This window comes from Rhizobium sp. BK112 (genome assembly GCF_014193215.1).
In the GTDB taxonomy this organism is placed as follows: Bacteria; Pseudomonadota; Alphaproteobacteria; order Rhizobiales; family Rhizobiaceae; genus Rhizobium; species Rhizobium anhuiense.
The window spans coordinates 329,189-347,464 of record NZ_JACHYZ010000004.1 but is presented as its reverse complement, the minus strand read 5'-3'; the positions used below and the strand labels follow the sequence as shown (position 1 = coordinate 347,464).

General features: G+C 62.3%; 18 protein-coding genes. 9 read left to right on the top strand and 9 right to left on the bottom strand.

The genetic code is table 11. The annotated features are described in order from the left end of the window. Positions 1-27: 27 nt before the first annotated feature. The 3 genes from rplT to pheT all read left to right on the top strand — a co-directional run bounded on the left by rplT (position 28) and on the right by pheT (position 4,116). Positions 28-432 carry a 50S ribosomal protein L20 gene (rplT, locus tag FHT75_RS14370; RefSeq protein WP_027682113.1) on the top strand — a complete coding sequence of 135 codons (405 nt, stop codon included), beginning with the start codon at positions 28-30 and terminating at the stop codon, positions 430-432. 149 nt (positions 433-581) lie between these two features. Further along, positions 582-1,664 carry a phenylalanine--tRNA ligase subunit alpha gene (pheS, locus tag FHT75_RS14365; RefSeq protein WP_063474843.1) on the top strand — a complete coding sequence of 361 codons (1,083 nt, stop codon included), beginning with the start codon at positions 582-584 and terminating at the stop codon, positions 1,662-1,664. Positions 1,665-1,680: 16 nt separating this feature from the next. Further along, a complete protein-coding gene (pheT, locus tag FHT75_RS14360) occupies positions 1,681-4,116 on the top strand; it encodes a phenylalanine--tRNA ligase subunit beta (protein WP_097594985.1) in 2,436 nt (811 codons plus the stop codon). A 55-nt stretch (positions 4,117-4,171) separates the two neighbouring features. On the opposite strand, the gene FHT75_RS14355 is transcribed toward pheT, so the two are convergent. Together FHT75_RS14355 and FHT75_RS14350 are read right to left on the bottom strand one after the other, a co-directional pair. Next, positions 4,172-4,531 carry a nuclear transport factor 2 family protein gene (locus tag FHT75_RS14355; protein WP_028757866.1) on the bottom strand — a complete coding sequence of 120 codons (360 nt, stop codon included), beginning with the start codon at positions 4,529-4,531 and terminating at the stop codon, positions 4,172-4,174. A gap of 90 nt (positions 4,532-4,621) precedes the next feature. Next, positions 4,622-5,617, bottom strand: a complete 996-nt coding sequence (locus tag FHT75_RS14350; protein ID WP_063474841.1) for an aldo/keto reductase — start codon at positions 5,615-5,617, stop codon at positions 4,622-4,624. Positions 5,618-5,741: 124 nt separating this feature from the next. Between FHT75_RS14350 and FHT75_RS14345 the strand changes: the two genes are divergently transcribed. After that, positions 5,742-6,650 carry a LysR family transcriptional regulator gene (locus FHT75_RS14345; protein WP_047617531.1) on the top strand — a complete coding sequence of 303 codons (909 nt, stop codon included), beginning with the start codon at positions 5,742-5,744 and terminating at the stop codon, positions 6,648-6,650. Positions 6,651-6,683: 33 nt separating this feature from the next. Here FHT75_RS14345 and FHT75_RS14340 read toward each other — a convergent pair whose 3' ends face one another. Then, positions 6,684-7,181 (bottom strand): ferritin-like domain-containing protein, encoded by a 498-nt coding sequence (locus tag FHT75_RS14340; RefSeq protein ID WP_028757863.1) that lies wholly within the window; start codon positions 7,179-7,181, stop codon positions 6,684-6,686. Between the two features lie 150 nt (positions 7,182-7,331). Between FHT75_RS14340 and FHT75_RS14335 the strand changes: the two genes are divergently transcribed. Beyond that, positions 7,332-7,949 (top strand): hypothetical protein, encoded by a 618-nt coding sequence (locus tag FHT75_RS14335; RefSeq protein WP_048338480.1) that lies wholly within the window; start codon positions 7,332-7,334, stop codon positions 7,947-7,949. A gap of 8 nt (positions 7,950-7,957) precedes the next feature. On the opposite strand, the gene FHT75_RS14330 is transcribed toward FHT75_RS14335, so the two are convergent. Continuing rightward, positions 7,958-8,401 carry a GNAT family N-acetyltransferase gene (locus FHT75_RS14330; RefSeq protein WP_048338481.1) on the bottom strand — a complete coding sequence of 148 codons (444 nt, stop codon included), beginning with the start codon at positions 8,399-8,401 and terminating at the stop codon, positions 7,958-7,960. Positions 8,402-8,416: 15 nt separating this feature from the next. Next, positions 8,417-9,364: an aldo/keto reductase gene (locus FHT75_RS14325; protein WP_048338482.1), complete on the bottom strand. Its 948-nt coding sequence runs from the start codon at positions 9,362-9,364 to the stop codon at positions 8,417-8,419. A gap of 181 nt (positions 9,365-9,545) precedes the next feature. Between FHT75_RS14325 and FHT75_RS14320 the strand changes: the two genes are divergently transcribed. After that, positions 9,546-10,532, top strand: a complete 987-nt coding sequence (locus tag FHT75_RS14320) for a Gfo/Idh/MocA family protein (RefSeq protein WP_097543258.1) — start codon at positions 9,546-9,548, stop codon at positions 10,530-10,532. A gap of 103 nt (positions 10,533-10,635) precedes the next feature. On the opposite strand, the gene FHT75_RS14315 is transcribed toward FHT75_RS14320, so the two are convergent. Together FHT75_RS14315 and FHT75_RS14310 are read right to left on the bottom strand one after the other, a co-directional pair. After that, on the bottom strand, positions 10,636-11,013 hold the full coding sequence (locus tag FHT75_RS14315) for a GtrA family protein (protein ID WP_097594984.1): 378 nt from the start codon (positions 11,011-11,013) through the stop codon (positions 10,636-10,638). Then, on the bottom strand, positions 11,010-12,017 hold the full coding sequence (locus tag FHT75_RS14310) for a glycosyltransferase (RefSeq protein ID WP_097594983.1): 1,008 nt from the start codon (positions 12,015-12,017) through the stop codon (positions 11,010-11,012). Before FHT75_RS14310 ends, FHT75_RS14315 begins: the two co-directional genes overlap by 4 nt. Positions 12,018-12,178: 161 nt before the next feature. Here FHT75_RS14310 and FHT75_RS14305 point away from each other — a divergent pair, with 161 nt between their 5' ends. Continuing rightward, complete coding sequence (locus FHT75_RS14305; RefSeq protein ID WP_183844881.1) at positions 12,179-14,026, top strand: hypothetical protein; 1,848 nt, start codon at positions 12,179-12,181, stop codon at positions 14,024-14,026. A gap of 28 nt (positions 14,027-14,054) precedes the next feature. Here the strand turns inward: FHT75_RS14305 and FHT75_RS14300 are convergent, their stop codons facing one another. Further along, complete coding sequence (locus FHT75_RS14300) at positions 14,055-14,300, bottom strand: hypothetical protein (protein ID WP_063474837.1); 246 nt, start codon at positions 14,298-14,300, stop codon at positions 14,055-14,057. Positions 14,301-14,606: 306 nt separating this feature from the next. Here FHT75_RS14300 and xseA point away from each other — a divergent pair, with 306 nt between their 5' ends. Together xseA and FHT75_RS14290 are read left to right on the top strand one after the other, a co-directional pair. Continuing rightward, positions 14,607-16,187, top strand: a complete 1,581-nt coding sequence (gene xseA / locus FHT75_RS14295) for an exodeoxyribonuclease VII large subunit (RefSeq protein ID WP_063474836.1) — start codon at positions 14,607-14,609, stop codon at positions 16,185-16,187. Between the two features lie 2 nt (positions 16,188-16,189). Next, entirely contained in the window at positions 16,190-16,783 is a 594-nt protein-coding gene (locus FHT75_RS14290; RefSeq protein ID WP_063474835.1) for an NAD(P)H-dependent oxidoreductase, read from the top strand. A gap of 114 nt (positions 16,784-16,897) precedes the next feature. Here FHT75_RS14290 and FHT75_RS14285 read toward each other — a convergent pair whose 3' ends face one another. Further along, positions 16,898-18,151: an aminopeptidase gene (locus FHT75_RS14285; RefSeq protein WP_183844882.1), complete on the bottom strand. Its 1,254-nt coding sequence runs from the start codon at positions 18,149-18,151 to the stop codon at positions 16,898-16,900. Positions 18,152-18,276: the final 125 nt, after the last annotated feature.

Genomic DNA, 18,276 nt, shown 5'->3' with positions numbered 1-18,276 from the left:
GAACGCTAGATTTAAGGAGATCATGATATGGCACGTGTAAAAAGAGGCGTCACCTCTCACGCCAAGCACAAGAAGGTTCTGAAGGCCGCAAAGGGCTTTTACGGCCGCCGCAAGAACACCATCCGTACCGCCAAGGCCGCTGTCGACCGTTCGAAGCAGTACGCCTACCGCGACCGCAAGGTCAACAAGCGCAACTTCCGTGCGCTTTGGATCCAGCGCATCAACGCCGCTGTGCGCGAATTCGGCCTGACCTACGGCCGCTTCATCGACGGCCTGAACAAGGCTGGCATCGAAGTCGACCGCAAGGTTCTCTCCGACATGGCGATCCACGAGCCGGAAGCATTCGGCGCGTTGGTCAACGCTGCCAAGAAGGCTCTTGAGTATCTCAAGGAAGCCGGCACGGCGAACGAGTTTGAAGGCGCGGTCAAGTAACCAGCGCTTCCCAAGCTTTGAATTTTTGATTTTGGGAAACCCGCGCTGGTTTGGGCTAGCGCGGGTTTTTCTTTCTTTATATTCCTGGCGCCGGCCGGCGCCGCCTGCCTCCCGATCGCCCGCCTGATACTGGACGGAAAGAAGTGACAATGTCAGATATCGACCAGCTCAACGCATCGCTGCTCGCCGAAATCGCCGCCGCCAATGACGAGATGGCGCTCGAAGCCGTGCGCGTTTCCGCCCTCGGCAAGAAGGGCTCGATCTCCGAACTCCTGAAGACGCTCGGCGCCATGACGCCGGAAGAGCGCCAGACCAAGGGCGCGGCGATCAACGTTCTGAAGAATGCGGTGACCGAGGCGCTCGCCGCCCGCAAGACAACGCTCAAGCAAGCGGCGATCAATGCCCGGCTGAAGGCCGAGACGGTCGACGTCAGCCTGCCGGTGCGCTCTTCGCCGGCCGAACGCGGCCGCATCCATCCGATCAGCCAGATCGTCGACGAGATCACCGCGATTTTCGCCGACATGGGCTTCTCGATCGCCGAAGGTCCCGACATCGAGACCGATTATTACAATTTCACCGCGCTGAATTTTCCCGAAGGCCATCCGGCCCGCGAGATGCACGACACCTTCTTCTTCAACCCGGATGAGAATGGCGAGCGCAAGGTGCTGCGCACCCATACCTCGCCGGTGCAGGTGCGCACCATGGAGACGCAGAAACCGCCGATCCGCATCATCATTCCCGGCAAGACCTATCGCCAGGACAGCGATGCCACGCATTCGCCGATGTTCCATCAGGTCGAAGGCCTGGTCATCGACAAAAAGGCCAATGTCGCCAATATCCGCTGGGTGCTCGAGGAATTCTGCAAGACCTTCTTCGAGGTCGACAGCGTGACGATGCGGTTCCGCCCGTCTTTCTTCCCGTTCACCGAGCCTTCCTTCGAGGTCGATATCCAGTGCGACCGTTCCGGCCCGATCGTCAAGTTCGGCGAAGGCACCGACTGGATGGAGATCCTCGGCTGCGGCATGGTTCACCCGAACGTGCTGCGTTACGGCGGCCTCGATCCGGACGAATATCAGGGTTTTGCCTGGGGCATGGGCCTCGATCGCATCGCCATGCTGAAATACGGCATGCCCGACCTGCGCGACTTCTTCAACGCCGACGTCCGCTGGATGACGCATTACGGCTTCCGCCCGCTCGACATGCCGACGCTGTTCGGCGGCCTCAGCGCTTGAACGGAGAATTGGGACGATGAAATTCACGCTCTCCTGGCTGAAAGAGCATCTGGAAACGGATGCCGGCCTCGATGAAATCTGCACGCGCCTCACCGAAATCGGGCTGGAGGTCGAGGATGTCGACGACAAGGCGGCATTCAAGCCCTTCGTCATCGCCAGAGTTGTCTCGGCGGAAAAACATCCGCAGGCCGATCGTCTGAAGGTGCTTATGGTCGATACCGGTTCCGGCGCGCCGGTGCAGGTCGTCTGCGGCGCGCCGAATGCGCGCGCCGGCCTCCTCGGCGCCTTCGCAGCACCCGGAACCTATGTTCCCGGCATCGATGTGACGCTCGCCGTCGGCAATATCCGCGGCGTCGAAAGCCGTGGCATGATGTGCTCCGAAAAGGAGCTTGAGATTTCCGACAGCCACGATGGCATCATCGATCTGCCCGAGGATGCGCCGGTCGGTCAGAGCTATGCGGCTTATGCCCATCTCGACGATCCGGTCATCGAGATCAACCTGACGCCCAACCGGCCGGATTGCACCTCGATCCACGGCATCGCCCGCGATCTCGCCGCTTCCGGCCTTGGCACGTTGAAGACGCGGCCCGCACCGTCCTTCGCCGTCGAAGGCGAGACGCCGGTGAAGCTGACGCTCGATCTCGACGATCTCAAGCTTTGCCCGGGCTTTGCGCTGCGCCTGGTGCGTGGCGTCAGGAATGGCCCAAGCCCGCGCTGGATGCAGCAGCGGTTGATCGCCATCGGGCTGCGGCCGATCAACGCGCTTGTTGATGTCACCAATTACATGACCTTCGATCAGGGCCGGCCGATCCACGTCTTCGATGCCGCCAAGATCAACGGCAACCTGACCGTCCGCCGCGCCGTCGATGGCGAGACGGTGCTGGCGCTCGACCAGCGCGAATACAAGCTCTCGCCGAACAACGTCGTCATCTCCGATGACGATGGCATCGAATCGATCGGCGGCATCATGGGTGGTGAACATTCCGGCTGCGACGAAAACACCGTCGACGTGCTGATCGAATCCGCTCTCTGGGACCCGATGAACATCGCCAAATCAGGCCGCAGCCTCGGCATCATCACCGATGCCCGCTACCGCTTCGAACGCGGCGTCGATCCGGAATATATGGTCCCCGGTCTCGAACGCACGACGGAATTGGTCCTGGAGCTGTGCGGCGGCACGGCTGCCAAGGCCGAGGTCGTCGGCTACGAGGGTTACCAGCCGAAGATCGTCGATTTCCCCTATTCCGAGGTCAAGCGCCTGACGGGCCTCGACGTTTCGAATGACGAAAGCGACACGATCCTCACCCGTCTTGGTTTCAAGGTTCTTGGGAATAGCGATATCGGCTCTTCGTCTGTCCGAGTCGCCGTTCCGTCCTGGCGTCCCGATGTCGACGGCAAGGCCGATCTCGTCGAGGAGGTCATGCGCATTCACGGCGTCGACAATATCAAGCCGGCGCCGCTCGAAAGCCATGCGGCCGTCAACGGCAAGATCCTGACGACGCTGCAGATCCGCACCCGCCTCGCCAAGCGGGCGCTGGCGGCGCGCGGCATGCTCGAAGCCGTCACCTGGTCCTTCATTCCGGAAGACCAGGCCAAGCTGTTCGGCGGCGGTTCGCCTGCCCTCAAGCTTGCCAACCCGATCGCTGCCGAAATGTCGGATATGCGTCCCTCGCTGCTGCCGGGCCTCTTGACCGCTGCCCAGCGCAATGCCGACAAGGGTTATGCCGACGTCGCCCTGTTCGAGGTCTCCGGCACCTATGAGAACGACAGGCCGGACGGCCAGCGCCGGGTGGCCGGCGGCATCCGCCGCGGCACGGCCTCGCTTGCCGGCGCAGGCCGCGCCTGGTCGAACGCCGCCAAGGGCGGCGGCAAGCCGGTCGATGTCTTCGACGCCAAGGCCGACGCGCTCGCCGTCATCGAAGCCTGCGGCCTGCCGATGGGCAATATCCAGATCGAGCAGGGCGGGCCGGAATGGTATCATCCGGGCCGCTCCGGCACGATCAAGATGGGGCCGAAGGTCGTGCTCGGCTATTTCGGCGAATTCCATCCGCTGACGCTGGAAGCGCTCGATGTCTCCGGCGCGCTCTGCGGCTTCGAAGTCTATGTCGACGCCATGCCGGACGCCAAGCGCAAGGCGACGCGCACCAAGCCGGCGCTCGAACTGTCGCCCTTCCAGGTGGTGCGGCGCGACTTCGCCTTCGTCGTCGACAAGACTGTTGAAGCCGGCGCCATCGTCAAGGCGGCGACCGGCGCCGACCGCAAGCTGGTGACCGGCGTCAATGTCTTCGACATTTTCGAGGGCGCATCGGTCGGCGACGGCAAGAAGTCGGTGGCGATCGAGGTTCAGATCCAGCCGGTCGAGCGCACGCTGACGGATGAGGATTTCGAGGCGCTGACGCAGAAGATCGTCGCCAGCGTCACGAAATTCACCGGCGGCGTCCTCAGAAGCTGAGCTTTACAGCCTTCGACAAAAGACAATGGACCGGTCGCGATAGCGGCCGGTCTTTTCACAGATGCAGATGGAAGAGTTTGCTGACGATCATCCAGCGGCCGTCGATCTTCAGCAGCGAGAGATAGTCGGTAAAGCGCATTCCGGCGAAATCGTCGGTCACCTTGACGCTTGCCGCATCGCCTTCGACATCGACGCTCTGGATATCCATGTAGGGCTGCGTGCCGGGCGGCGCCGGCTCCTCCGCCAGGATCGCAGCGATGAACTCGTCCCGCGTCAGCCATTCGACGGCATTCTCATAATGACCGATGATCGCGCTTTGCGGATGAAAGGCCTTTTTCAAGGCTGCCTCATTGGCGAAGGCCATGCCTTCGACATAGAGATGAACCGTCTGTTCGACTGCCTGCCTGTCCGACATGTTTTCATCCCGTTCTCCGAGATGGCGTTAGATAGTTTCGCCAATCCCGAAGACAAGCCCGGCCGGTTGCATCAGGCCGGGCTTGCCCGCTCACAGGTTTGTCATCGCAAGCGAGGCGTCCGAATAACGTTTGCCGGCAACCTGCCCGGCCGGGATGATCTCTTCAAGCCGCGCAAGTTCCGCCGGGCTGAGCACGATATCGGCGGCCGCGGCGTTCTGTTCGAGATGGTGAAGCTTGCGGGCGCCGGGGATCGGCACGATGTCGTCGCCCCGGCTTAACACCCAGGCCAGCGCCAGTTGCGCCGCCGTCACGCCCTTTTCGCCGGCAAGCCGCTCGAGTGTTGCGACGAGGGCGGCATTGGCGTCGAAATTTTCCGCCTGGAAGCGCGGCACCTGGCGGCGGAAATCGTCCGCGTCGAGATCCTCCGCCTTGCGGATTGCCCCGGTCAGGAAGCCGCGGCCAAGCGGACTGTAGGGCACGAAGCCGATGCCGAGTTCGCGGCATGTCGCAAGCACCTCCTCTTCGGGATCGCGCGTCCAGAGCGAATATTCGCTCTGCAGGGCGGCAATCGGATGGACCGCATGGGCGCGGCGGATCGTGGCGCTGCCGGCTTCCGAAAGCCCGAGGGCGCGGACCTTGCCTTCCCTGACCAGTTCCGCCATGGCGCCGACGGTCTCCTCGATCGGCACGTTGGGGTCGACCCGGTGCTGGTAGAGGAGGTCGATGGTCTCGATGCCGAGGCGTTTCAGCGAGGCCTCGGCGACATCACGCACATGCTCGGGGCGGCTGTCGACGCCGGTGATGGCAGCGGTGCCCGGCTTGCTGGCATCGATCTTGAAGCCGAATTTGGTGGCGATCACCACGCGGTCGCGGAACGGCTTCAGCGCTTTGCCGAGAAGAACCTCGTTGGTAAAGGGGCCGTAGACCTCGGCGGTGTCGAAGAAGGTGACGCCGAGATCGATGGCGCGATGCAACGTCCTGATCGATTCCGCATCGTCGCTGGCGCCATAGGCAAAGCTCATGCCCATGCAGCCAAGGCCGACGGCAGAGACCGTCAGTTCGTTTCCGAGTTTCCGGGTTTTCATGATGCGCTCCTTTTGAGCTGATTGTGAACCGCTTGATCGCTTGCGGTACGGGCAGACCATATTCCTGGCGCATCAATCAGAAAATACATGCAGTTTCTAACAGGCTGTTCTATCATTTCGATCAATGAACAGAACACAGCTCTCGCAACTCGCCGTTCTTGCCGCCGTCTCGGAACATCGCAGCTTCCGAGCTGCGGCGAAGGAACTCCTCGTCGCGCCCTCGGCCGTCAGCCATGCGATCTCCAGCCTCGAGGAAAGTCTGGGTGTCAGGCTTCTGGCGCGCACCACCCGCAGCGTCGCGCCGACCGAGGAGGGTCGCCTGCTGCTCGAAAGACTGCGGCCGGCGCTCGAAGAGATCGGCATTGCCTTGGAGGCCGTCCGCGACACGCGCGGCAAGCCCGCCGGAAATCTGCGCATCACTGCGCCGCGTTTCGCCTCCGATATCCTGCTTGCCCCTCGCCTCGGCGACTTCCTCAACCTCTATCCCGATATCACTTTGGAGATCGCCAACGAGGACGGCTTCACCGATATCGTCAAGGAGGGTTTCGATGCCGGCATCCGGCTGGAGGAGAGCCTGGAGGCCGATATGATCGCGGTCAGGATCTCTCCCCATCTGACGACGGTGATTGCCGCTTCGCCCGATTATTTCGAGCGCTATCCGAAACCGGAGCACCCGCGCGATCTCGTCCGTCACCGCTGCATCAAGCGGCGCTTCACCAATGGCTCGATCTATCGCTGGGAATTCGAGAAGGATGGGCAGGAACTGGTCGTTTCGGTCGACGGGCCGCTGATCGTCAGCGAGGATCGCCTCGCCTTGCTGGCAGCGCTGAACGGCGCCGGTCTTGCCTATCTCTTCGACATGCGGGTGCACGCCGAGCTGGCGGCCGGCAGTCTGGTGCGGGTGCTGGAGGATTGGTGCGCGCCCTATCCCGGCCCGTTTATCTACTATCCCACCCGGCGGCAGATGCGCCCGGCACTGCGCGCCTTCATCGATTTCTTCAAGCTTGCCGAGAAGGATTCGGGCGGCCGATAAATATTGGGACAGCCGCCCGTTGGCATCATGTCATCAGGCAGCTTTCGCCTTCTGGTTTGCTGCTGTCGTGGCGAGCTGGGAGAGGGTCTTGTCGGTGGCCGTTTCTTCCTGCAGCGTCTGGTCGAGCAGGCGGACGGCATCCTTGAGGCCGAGCGTTGCGGCCCAGGTCTTCAGCGTGCCGTAGCGGGCGATTTCATAATGTTCGACGGCCTGGGCAGCCGAGATCAGACCGGCATCGAGGGCCGATGTGCCCTTGAATTCCTCCATGATTTCTTCGCCCTCGGCCAGAATGCCCTGGATCGCCTCGCAGGTTTTGCCCTGTGCGCGTTTGCCGATCAGTTCGAAAACCTGCTGCAGCCGCTCGACCTGAGCTTCGGTTTCCTCACGGTGTTTTTCGAAGCCCGCCTTCAGTTCGGTGGATTGTGCGGCGCGCGCCATCTTTGGCAGGGCGCGCAAAATCTGCCGTTCGGCAAAGTAGATGTCCTTGAGTGTGTCGTGGAATAGATCTTCCAACGTCTTTTCCTTGGCCATTTTCTCGATCCTTGTTTTGGGAAAAACCGCGAATGCGGCGACACATTAAGAAGCGAGGATCGCGCTAATTGTTCCCGATCGATTTCGGGTGGACTGGAAAAGGGCTCCAGGCGATGATTCCGGCCATCGGTATGGGAGGAAGATAACGTCATGCGAAAGCCGGGTTCGATGAAGGGGCTGGAAGATCTTGGCCGCGTAAGGCTGTCGCAAAACTTCTTCCTTCGAGATTTCCTGCACTCCGAAATCGCCGATTTCTACCGCATCCCCAACATCCCCGAGGATCCCGATCTGGCGATCGAGGCAGGCAAGAGGCTCTGCGAGGAATTGCTGGAGCCGCTGCAGGCGACGTTCGGGCGCCTGCATATCCGCTCCGGCTATCGCTCGCCGGGGGTGAACAGGTTTGGCAACGAGAACAATCTGAACTGCTCGACCAATGCCGCCACATCAGCGCATCACATCTGGGATATGAGGGATTTTGACGGCTGCATGGGTGCTGCGGTCTGCATTGTCGTGCCATGGATGCTCGACCGCTACCGCGATGAAAGCGACTGGCAGCGGCTCGCCTGGTGGATTCACGACCACCTGCCTTATGCCTCGCTCTGCTTCTTCCCGAAGCTCTGGGCCTTCAATATCCAGTGGCACGAACGCCCGAAGCGGGTGATCCAGAGTTATGTCAGGCCACGCGGCATCCTCACCAAACCGGGCATGGCCAATTGGGAAGGCGATCACGCCGCTGTCTACGAAGGTTTTCCCCCGCTCAGAAACTGATGCCCCGCTCAGAAACTGATGCGGTAGCGGATGTGGCCGTCGCTTTCGACATAGCTGTCGTAGAGTGCCCGCGCCGTCTTGTTCTGCTCGCTCGTATGCCAGTAGAGCCGCGACCAGCCCTTGGCTTTCGAGGTGGCGATGAGATCGTCGATCAGCGCCCGCCCAAGGCCCTTGCCGCGCGCATCGGCATCGACGAACAGGTCTTCGAGATAGCAGTCTCTGCCGCGGATCCACGTGCCCTCATGCGTGAGATAGAGTGCAAAGCCCATCATCCTGCCATCGACCTCGGCGACGCGCATCGAAATTGCCGACGCCGGATCGAAGACCCGGCGCCATGTCTGATCGGTGATATCGGCATCGACCGTGACGTCGTAAAAGGCGAGATAGGCCGCCCAGAGCTCGCGCCAACGGGCTTCGTCCTCGGGGCGGGCATCGCGTATGGTCGCGGTCATGGGCTCTCCCTTTCTTCAGCCGCCGGCTTCGTCGAGCAGCGCCATCGCATCATCGGAAAGCGCCAGTGTCGCCGATTTCACCAGGCTTTCAAGCTGCGAAAGGCTGGTGGCGCTGGCGATCGGTGCCGTCACGCCCTTCTTGCGCAGCAGCCAGGCGAGCGAAATTTCCGCCGGGCTGGCGGCGGTCTCGGTCGAAACCTTGTCGAGCGCGGCCAGGATGCGCAGGCCCTTGTCGTCGAGATATTTCGAAACCCGGCCCTCGCGTGCGCGGCCTTCCGTATCGGCCTTGCTGCGGTATTTACCGGTGAGAAAGCCGGCGGCGAGGCTGAAATAGGTGATGACGCCGATATCCTGGGCGATGCAGAGCTCGGCGAGTGGCCCTTCGAAGCTTGCGCGCTCATAGAGATTATATTCCGGCTGCAGGACGTCGTAACGCGGCAGGCCGGCCTTTTCGGCCGCGTCGAAGGACGCCTGGAACAACTTTGCATCATAATTCGAGCAGCCGATGGCGCGGATCTTGCCCTGCTGCTTCAGCTTGGCATAGGCGCCGAGCGTTTCCTCATGCGGCGTATCGGCATCCGGCCAATGCGAGAGATAGAGGTCGATATAGTCCGTCTGCAGCCGGCGCAGCGAATCCTCGACCGCCTTCAGGATATAGGTCTCCTTCAGCGTCTTTCCCTGTCCCATGTCGGAGCCGACCTTGGTGACGATGACGGCCTTGTCGCGGGAAACCCTTGCCTGCCTCAGCCAGCGCCCGATGATTTCCTCGGAATCGCCGCCCTTGTTGCCCGGAACCCATGCGGAATAGACATCGGCCGTATCGATCGTGTTCAGGCCCGCATCGAAGAAGGCGTCGAGAATGGCAAAGGATGTTTTCTCGTCGGCCGTCCAGCCGAACACATTGCCGCCGATGACGATCGGCGCGACCGAAAGACCTGTTTTTCCAAGCCGGCGCATTTCCATGACGCTCTCCAGTAAGGTGATGTGATTGAAATCGCGGATACGGCAGAACGCCGCCCTCGCCCAAACTTAGCGCGATCGGCGCGTGAGGAAAGGCAAACTTCCGTGATTTGAGGTCTCGCCATTGCGCCGCAGCGAAGGCCTGCATATGGTTCGCCGAAATCAGTTCTGGGAGGCTTGGATCATGCTGCGTTTCGGTATCATTTCAACGGCGAGGATCGGCCGCGACAATGTCATTCCCGCGATCCAGGATGCGGAGAATTGCGTCGTTACGGCGATTGCGAGCCGTGATCTCACGCGCGCAAGGGAGGTGGCCGACCGCTTCTCCGTGCCGCATGCCTTCGGCTCCTACGAGGAGATGCTGGCCTCCGACGTCATCGACGCCGTCTACATCCCGCTGCCGACCTCGCAGCACATCGAATGGTCGATCAAAGCCGCCGATGCCGGCAAGCACGTGCTCTGCGAAAAGCCCATAGCGCTGAAAGCCGACGATATCGACGAAGTGATCGCCGCGCGCGACCGTAATCGGGTGGTGGTCACCGAAGCCTATATGATCACCTATTCCCCGGTCTGGCAGAAGGTCCGCGCGCTGATCGCCGAGGGCGCGATCGGTTCGCTCCGCCATGTGCAGGGCGCCTTCACCTATTTCAACCGCGACCCCGCCAATATGCGCAACGTTCCCGAGCTCGGCGGCGGCGGCCTGCCCGATATCGGCGTCTATCCCGTCATGGGCACGCGTTTTTCCACCGGCAAGGAGCCGCTCAGGATCCAGGCGGTCACCGAGCGCGATGCGGATTTCGGCACGGATATCTATTCGAGCGTCAAGGCCGATTTCGGCGATTTCGATCTGAGCTTCTATATCTCGACGCAGATGGCCAACCGCCAGGTCATGGTCTTCCACGGCACCGACGGCTACATCGAGGTCAAGTCGCCGTTCAACGCCAATCGCTGGGGGCCCGAGGAGATCGAGCTTGCCAACCGCAGCCACACCGAATCGCGCATCTTCCGCTTCCAGGACAGCCGCCAGTACAGGCGGGAGGTCGAGGCCTTCGCCCGGGCGGTGACGAACGGCAAGGAAGAGATCGTCACGCTCGAAAATTCGAAGCTGAACCAGAAGGTGATCGACGCGATCTACCGGGCCAGCGAGAAGGATGGCTGGGAAGCAGTTTAGCGCATAACCCCGAAAATCGAGATCGATTTTCGGAAAGGATTATGCGCCAATTTAAAGTGTTAGAGCGTCCTTTGCGCGTCCTCTTGGACGCGCGGCGCTCTAATCACTCAGCGCGGAAGACGAAGCGCGAATAGCCGAAGAAGCTGAAGACCATCGAGGCGGCGGTGGCGATCACCATCGCCGCAAGCGGCTGCAGGGATGGCAGCGACAGCAGAAGCGCTGAATAGAGCCCGTAATTGACGAGCGCTGCCGTCACCCCGACCGAGCCGTAGCGGAAGCCTTCGGCGGCAAGCGAATGGCCGGAGCGATCGAAGGTGAAGGTCCGGTTGAAAGCCCAGGTCGCCGCCATGGCGAAGGCGATCGCAATGAGCCGCGCCAGAAAAGGCCCGAGCGGCGTCAGATGGAGCAGCGCCGACAGGGTGCCGGCATCGACGACGAAGCCCATGCCGCCGGCAATCGCGAAGCGGATGAGCTTTCTCATGCAGCATCCGCCTTGCCGCGGCCGGCGCGCGATACCGGCGCGGCGTGGCTCAGCGGCGTCTTCATCGCACTCGGCGTCTCCAGGCCGATATAATGGATACGAAGCTGTTCGGCGCGGGCGCGCGCAACGGAATCCAGGATGACGCCGGCGGTGAACAGCATGAAGGAAATCATCATCAGCGCCGTCGACAGCACCCAGGTCGGCATGCGGCTGACGAGACCCGTCTGGAAATATTCCGCCAGCACCGGCGCCATGAAGCCGAGGCTCGCCAGCATGAAGGTGGCGCTGATCGCGCTGAAGAAGGCGAAGGGCCGGGTTTCCTTCATCAGCATCGCGAACATCCAGAGGATCTTGGCGCCGTCGCGGAAGGTCGACAGTTTGGAATGCGAACCTTCCGGCCGGCGGCCATAGTCGAGTTCCAGTTCGCTGACCGGCAGCTTCAGCCGGGAGGCATGCACGGACATTTCGGTTTCGATCTCGAAGCCGCCGGATACCGCCGGGAAGCTCTTGACGAAGCGGCGCGAAAAGGCGCGGTAGCCGGAAAAGATATCGGTGAAGTCGGGTCCGAAGATCGTCCTGTAGAGCAGGTTGAAAAGCCGGTTGCCGAGCGCATGGCCCTGACGGCCGGCATCGTCGTGCACGCCGCGCCGGGTGCCGACCACCATGTCGGCGCGCTCGGTCAGCAGCGTGCGCACCAGTTCTTCGGCATCATCAGGCGTATAGGTCCCGTCGCCGTCGGCGATGATGTAGATGTCGGCCTCGATATCGGCGAACATGCGGCGCACGACATGGCCCTTGCCCTGGCGCCGCTCGCGCACGACATGCGCCCCGGCAAGCATTGCCTGCAGCGCGGTGCCGTCGGTGGAATTGTTGTCGTAGACGTGGATCGCGGCATCCGGCAGCGTTGCCCGGAAGCCCCGGACGACAGGGCCGATCGTCGCGGCTTCATTATAGCAGGGAAGCAGGACGGCAATATTCAGATTGTCGGTACGCGATCGGGCCATGACTCTACTCGTTACACTTAAAAGCCGCGCTCAGCCTAAATCATCCGGCGTTAATAAGACCCTATGACGCAGGCAAAATCGGCGGTCGTCGCAACGGCTTTACACTTTCTTGATCGGCGGCGGCTAAGCTTGCCTCATCCGGAAACGAACCGCTAACCACAATGAACGCTGTGCAGCCGATCACCCATGCATCATCCGCGATCGATACCCCTCGGGGCAGGATACGCGACCTGCTGACGCGTCTCTGGCCAACTGTCATCGCTTATAGCGTCATTTTCGCCGCCGTCATTCTCGTCACCAGGCTTTCCGGCGCCACCGATTATGTCGGCCCGGACAATGACGACGGAATGCGTCTCGTCGAGGTTCGCGATTTTCTCGCCGGGCAGGGCTGGTTCGATCTGATGCAATACCGGCTCGGTCTCACCGGCGGCACGCTGATGCACTGGTCGCGGCTGATCGATCTGCCGATCGCCTCGCTGATCTGGTTCTTCGGTCTGTTTGCACCCCGCGAGACGGCCGAGGCGCTGGCGCTCGCTGTCTGGCCGGTATCGCTCATCCTGCCCGCCATGCTCGCCATGGCCGTGGCCGGTCGGCGCATTGGCGGTGTCGCCGGCATGCACATCAGCCTCGGCTTGACCGGCCTTGTCATCTACGCCGGCAACCGTTTCGCGCCGGGCGCCATCGATCATCACAATGCGCAGCTGGCGCTGGTCGCCACGATGATAGCGATGCTGCTGGATCCCGAGCGTCGCGCCTGGAGCTACGCGGTCGCCGGCGTCGCGGCAGCCATCGCCATTGCCATCGGCGCCGAGACGACCCCCTTTGTCGCCGCCGTCTGCCTGACCGTCGCTCTGCTCTGGGCCTGGGAGGGCGAAGATTTTGCCGCTGCTGCGAAGGCCTTCGGGCTGGCTTTGGCGCTGGCGATCAGCATCCTGTTCTTCGCAACGGTACCGCCCCGGCTTTATTCGATGGTCACCTGCGACAATCTCTCGCTCGGCTATTACAGCCTGGCGGCGATCGGCGGCGGTTTGCTGTTGTTTTCGGCGGTTTTTGCCAGCCGCCTCACCCGTCCCTTGCGTTTTGCAGCGCTCGCCGTCGTCGGCGCCGGTGTTTTCGGTTCGGCGATCGTGATCGCACCGCAATGCCTGAGCGATCCGCTGGCCAGTCTCGATCCGATGCTGGTCGAGCTCTGGCTGAAGAATGTTTCGGAAGCGCAGTCGGTTTTCGTCCTCGGGCGCACCGATCCTTTCTCTCTCGGCGCCTTCTATGCGGCCGGCCTCTTCGGCTTCGCCGTCTGCATCTTCCGCATCGTTCAGCGTGACCGCGTGCAAATCCATCTGGTCCTGCTCCTGCTGCTGACGACGAGCTGGGCAATCGCGTTGGTCCAGGTGCGCGGCGCGACCTTCTCGAACCTCATCTCCATCCTGCCGCTTGCGCTGCTGATCATCGATATCAGGCGCATTTCGAACGGCGACAGCGAGAATGTCGCCGCCGCCTTCGTCTACATCGTGACCGTGCTCGCAAGTGTTCCGGCCGCCTGGGCCGTCGGCGGCGGGCTTATCTCGATGCAGACGGAGAATGCCGCGCAGAAGAAGACGGCCGAGCCGGCAAAGAAGATTTCCTGCACATCGCAGGAGGCGCTGGCCCCGCTTGCCGGGCTTCCGGCCGGGCTGGTCTCCGCACCATCGGAAATGGGCGTCCCCATTCTCCGCTTCACCCAGAACCGGGTTCTCTCGGCGCCCTATCATCGCAATCAGGGCGGCATGCTGACGGAGTTGCATATCGGCCTGGCGGAGCCGCAGGAGGCGGAAGCTTTCTTGAAGGGGGCTGGGGTGACCGTGCTAGCCTTCTGCCCCAAAGACCCGCAGACGCGCGAGATCGCCAAGCTGAAGCCGGATGGGCTCTATGCTGCGCTCGGCAAAGGCAATATCCCGCGCTATCTGGAACCGCTGCCGAAACCGGCCGACGCAGGCGTGCAGTTCTTTCGCTATCGGCCGACGACGAATTGACGCGGGCCGTCCTCAGCATGGATGATTGTTAGTTCGAGACGCGCATGGCGCGACGAAGACGCTGGTTGGCATAGAGGCCAAGCACGAAGAGCATGAGGCCGCCATTATAGCCGAGCACGGCATAGACGAATGCCAGAATGGACACCGGACCGGGCGAGGTTATCGCCGCCAGCGCGAATGTCATTCCGATCAGCGCCGCGACCAACGCGATTGCGCTGGCCGAGCGCGTTTGCCCGGCGCTGATGCCCAATGCTGCTGCTGTGAGAATAATCATTTCAGCACCTTCCCAGAGATAACGAGGGGAAGAATAGGAAGCGCCAACTAACAAAGATTTACCGGCGATCTTGCCCGAAAAGCCTTTGTATTGCGGTGGTTAGCAATCCCTTTCGGGTAAAACGCGAATTGTACCTATCCGTTCCGCAACAAAACGGATTTATCGCGTTCGGTGTCGGCCGCCATCGCGGCCGAACTCAGCGGAGCGGCGATGACGTCGGCCCGTTGCCGAGTTCAAAGCCGGGAAAACGGCCTCTGCATCGATGCCGAGCTTCCCGTTTGCTGCTGATCGACATAAAAAGGTGAGATGAGCAACGTCTTCGACGGCGATTCGCCGACCAACCTTGCCGAGTATTCGGTTTCGGAGCTTTCCGGCTCGATCAAGCGCACCGTCGAAACCGCCTTCGACCAGGTTCGTGTGCGCGGCGAAATCTCCGGCTATCGCGGGCCGCATTCTTCGGGTCATGCCTATTTCGCGTTGAAGGACGACCGCGCCCGCATCGACGCCGTCATCTGGAAGGGCACCTTCTCGCGGCTGAAGTTCCGTCCGGAAGAGGGCATGGAGGTCATCGCCACGGGCAAGGTCACCACCTTTCCGGGTTCTTCGAAATATCAGATCGTTATTGAGACGCTGGAGCCGGCCGGTGCCGGCGCGCTGATGGCGCTGATCGAGGAGCGCAAGCGCAAGCTGGGCGCCGAGGGCCTGTTCGATGCCGCCCGCAAGAAGCGGCTGCCCTTCATGCCGAGGGTTATCGGCGTCGTCACGTCGCCGACCGGGGCGGTCATCCGCGATATCCTTCACCGCATCTCCGATCGTTTTCCCGTACATGTCCTCGTCTGGCCGGTGAAGGTACAGGGCGAGGGGTCCGGCGAGGAGGTGGCGAACGCCATCCGCGGGTTCAATGCGCTGGAGCCGGCAGGTACCATTGCGCGCCCCGATGTGCTGATCGTCGCGCGCGGCGGCGGCAGCCTGGAAGATCTTTGGAGTTTCAACGACGAAATCGTCGTGCGTGCTGCGGCCGAAAGCCGGATACCGCTGATCTCGGCCGTCGGCCATGAGACCGACTGGACGCTGATCGACTATGCCGCCGATGTCCGCGCCCCGACGCCGACCGGTGCCGCGGAAATGGCGGTGCCGGTCAAGGCGGAGCTCGAGGCGCAGGCCGCCGCTCTCGCCGCACGCCTGCAAGGCTGCATGAACCGGCAGATGGATCAACGCCGTCAGTCCGTCCGTGCCCTGATGCGGGCATTGCCGTCGCTCGATCAGCTTCTCGCCTTGCCACGCCGGCGTTTCGACGAAGCGGCTGCCGGCCTTGGCCGCGGGCTGGAACTCAACACCATCAACAAGCGCCGCGGCTTCGAGCGCGTCGCCGCGCATCTGCGCCCCGATGTGCTCTCCAATCGCATCGCCGAACGCCGCCAGACGCTGAACGAGCGGATCGTGCGGGCCGAGCGTATGGTCGAACGGCTGATCGACCGTTCGAAATCGCGCGTTGAGCGCGCCGAAGCAATCCTCGCCTCGCTGCCTGCCCGGCTGAAGACCCAGACCGACCGCGGCCGCGAACGGCTCGGCAATCTTTCGCGCCATGCCGATACGGCGATCCGTCACCAGCTGACCCGTGCGCGCGCCGAGCTTTCTTCGCAGGACCGCGTGCTGCAGTCGCTCTCCTATAAGAATGTGCTGAAGCGCGGTTACGCCGTCATTCGCGATGAGGATAACAGGCCGGTCTCGCAGGCTGCTCAAATTTCCGCCGGCATGGGCATCGCCATCGAATTCGCCGACGGTCGTGTCGGCGCGATGACCACGGAAGGCGGCACACCGCCGGCCGGTGCCAAGAAGCGCAGCGCAAAACCCGCAGAACCGCAGAAACAGGGAAGCCTGTTCTGACGATGCGGATCCTGCTGGTGCTTGCCCACCCATTGCCGGACAGTTTTGCCGCCTCCGTGGCGCGCACCGCCCGCCAAGCATTGGAAGCCGCCGGGCATGCCGTCGATTTGCTCGATCTCTACGCCGAGAATTTCGATCCGCGTTTGTCCGAGACCGAGCGCCGCGGCTATTTCGACGTGCCCTACGATAGTTCAGCCGTGGCCGGCATCGTGGACCGACTGAAGGCCGCCGACGGCCTCGTTCTCGTTTTTCCGCAATGGTGGTTCAATTTCCCTGCTGTCCTGAAGGGCTTCTTCGATCGCATCTTTGCGCCGGGGGTCGCCTTCACCCATGATGCCGCCGGAGGCCGTATTGTGCCGCAGCTCACCAATATCAGGCTGCTCTACGCGCTGACGACGACAGGTTCGCCCTGGTGGCTGGTGCGTCTCTATATGGGCGATCCGGTGCGCCGGCTGTTGAAGCGCGGCATCGCCGCCTTCTGCTCGAAGCGGTTGAATTTCCGGATGCTCAGCCTGCACGACATGGACCGTGCCACCAATGCAAAGCGGACGGCGCATCTCGATCGCGTGCGCAAGCTGCTATCGGCGATCCGATGACTCGGCGTCCGAAAGGAACTTGCGCGGCAGGCACCGTCGCGAGCCCTTTCAGTCAGCGTGATGAGCACGGTCCTGCGGTCAGCGCTTCATACTGTCAGCGTAGGATGACGCCGCTCAGGCCCATTCGCCCTGCCGCATCACCGGAACCCGCGAACCATCCGGCTTGATCCCGTCGATATCGACCTTGCCGGAGCCGATCATCCAGTCGATATGGATCAGGCTGGAATTGCCGCCCTGCGCCTTGATCTGCTCCTGGCTGAGCGTCGCACCGTTCAGGAAGCATTTGGAATAGCACTGGCCGAGCGCGATGTGGCACGAGGCGTTTTCGTCGAACAGGGTGTTGTAGAACAGGATGCCGCTGGCCGAGATCGGCGAGGAATGCGGCACCAGCGCCACTTCGCCGAGCCGGCGCGCCCCCTCGTCGGTATCGAGCACCTTGTTCAACACCTCCTCGCCGCGCGATGCCTTGGCCTCGACGATCCGTCCGCCCTCGAAACGCACCTGAATATTGTCGATCAGCGTGCCCTGATGCGAAAGCGGCTTGGTGCTGGAAACATGGCCTTCGACGCGCAACGCATGCGGCGTGGTGAAGACTTCCTCGGTGGGGATGTTCGGATTGCAGGTAATGCCGTTCTTGGCGGTGGAAGCGCCGCCATGCCATTCATGCCCGTCGGCAAGGCCGACCGTCAGGTCCGTCCCCGGTCCTTGGAAATGCAGCGAGGCGAAACGTTCGCCGTTCAGCCAGGCGGAGCGCTTGGCGAGATTGGCATTGTGTTCGGCCCAGGCGGCGACCGGATCGCTGACATCGACGCGCGAGGCGGCAAAGATCGCCTTGGCAAGCTTGGCGATCGCGATCAGTTCCGGATCGTCGGGGAAGACCACCTTGGCCCAGGACGGGTTGGGATAGGAGACGATGTTCCAGTTGATGTCGAAATTCGAGATCTTCTCCAGCGCCGGCTTGTAGGCGGTGGAGTTGGCGCGATTGGCGCGGCCGACCTTGCCGGCATCCTGCTCGGAAAGCAGCATCGGATTGTCGCCGGCGACGGCAAGACGGGCCGCCCCGTTGGCATAGGCCTTGGCCATGCCCTCGTAGAGCCAGCCGGAAGCGCGGTCGAAGCTCTCGTCGCCGCCATATTGATAGCGCGCCAGCGTCGTTTCCTCGTCGGAATAGAAGGCGGTGACCAACCCGGCGCCGGCCTGATAGGCGTGTTTGGTGATCAGGCGCACCAGCGGCAGCGCCACGACAGGCGCGGTGACCACCAGATCCTGACCCTTCTGCAGCTGCAGCCCGACCTTGACGGCGACTTCCGCAAGCTTTTCCAGCTTGTCGGGATCAACGGTGTTCTGGCTCTGGGGCATGAAAGTCATGGTTCAACCTGCCTTCTGTCATTAACGGTGAGAGGCTGGAAGACTTAGACCCGTTTGCGGCGAAAATGAAGCGTATCGCCGCCAAATTGCAAGCGGTCGGATGGACGTCCGGCCGCAGCGCGGGC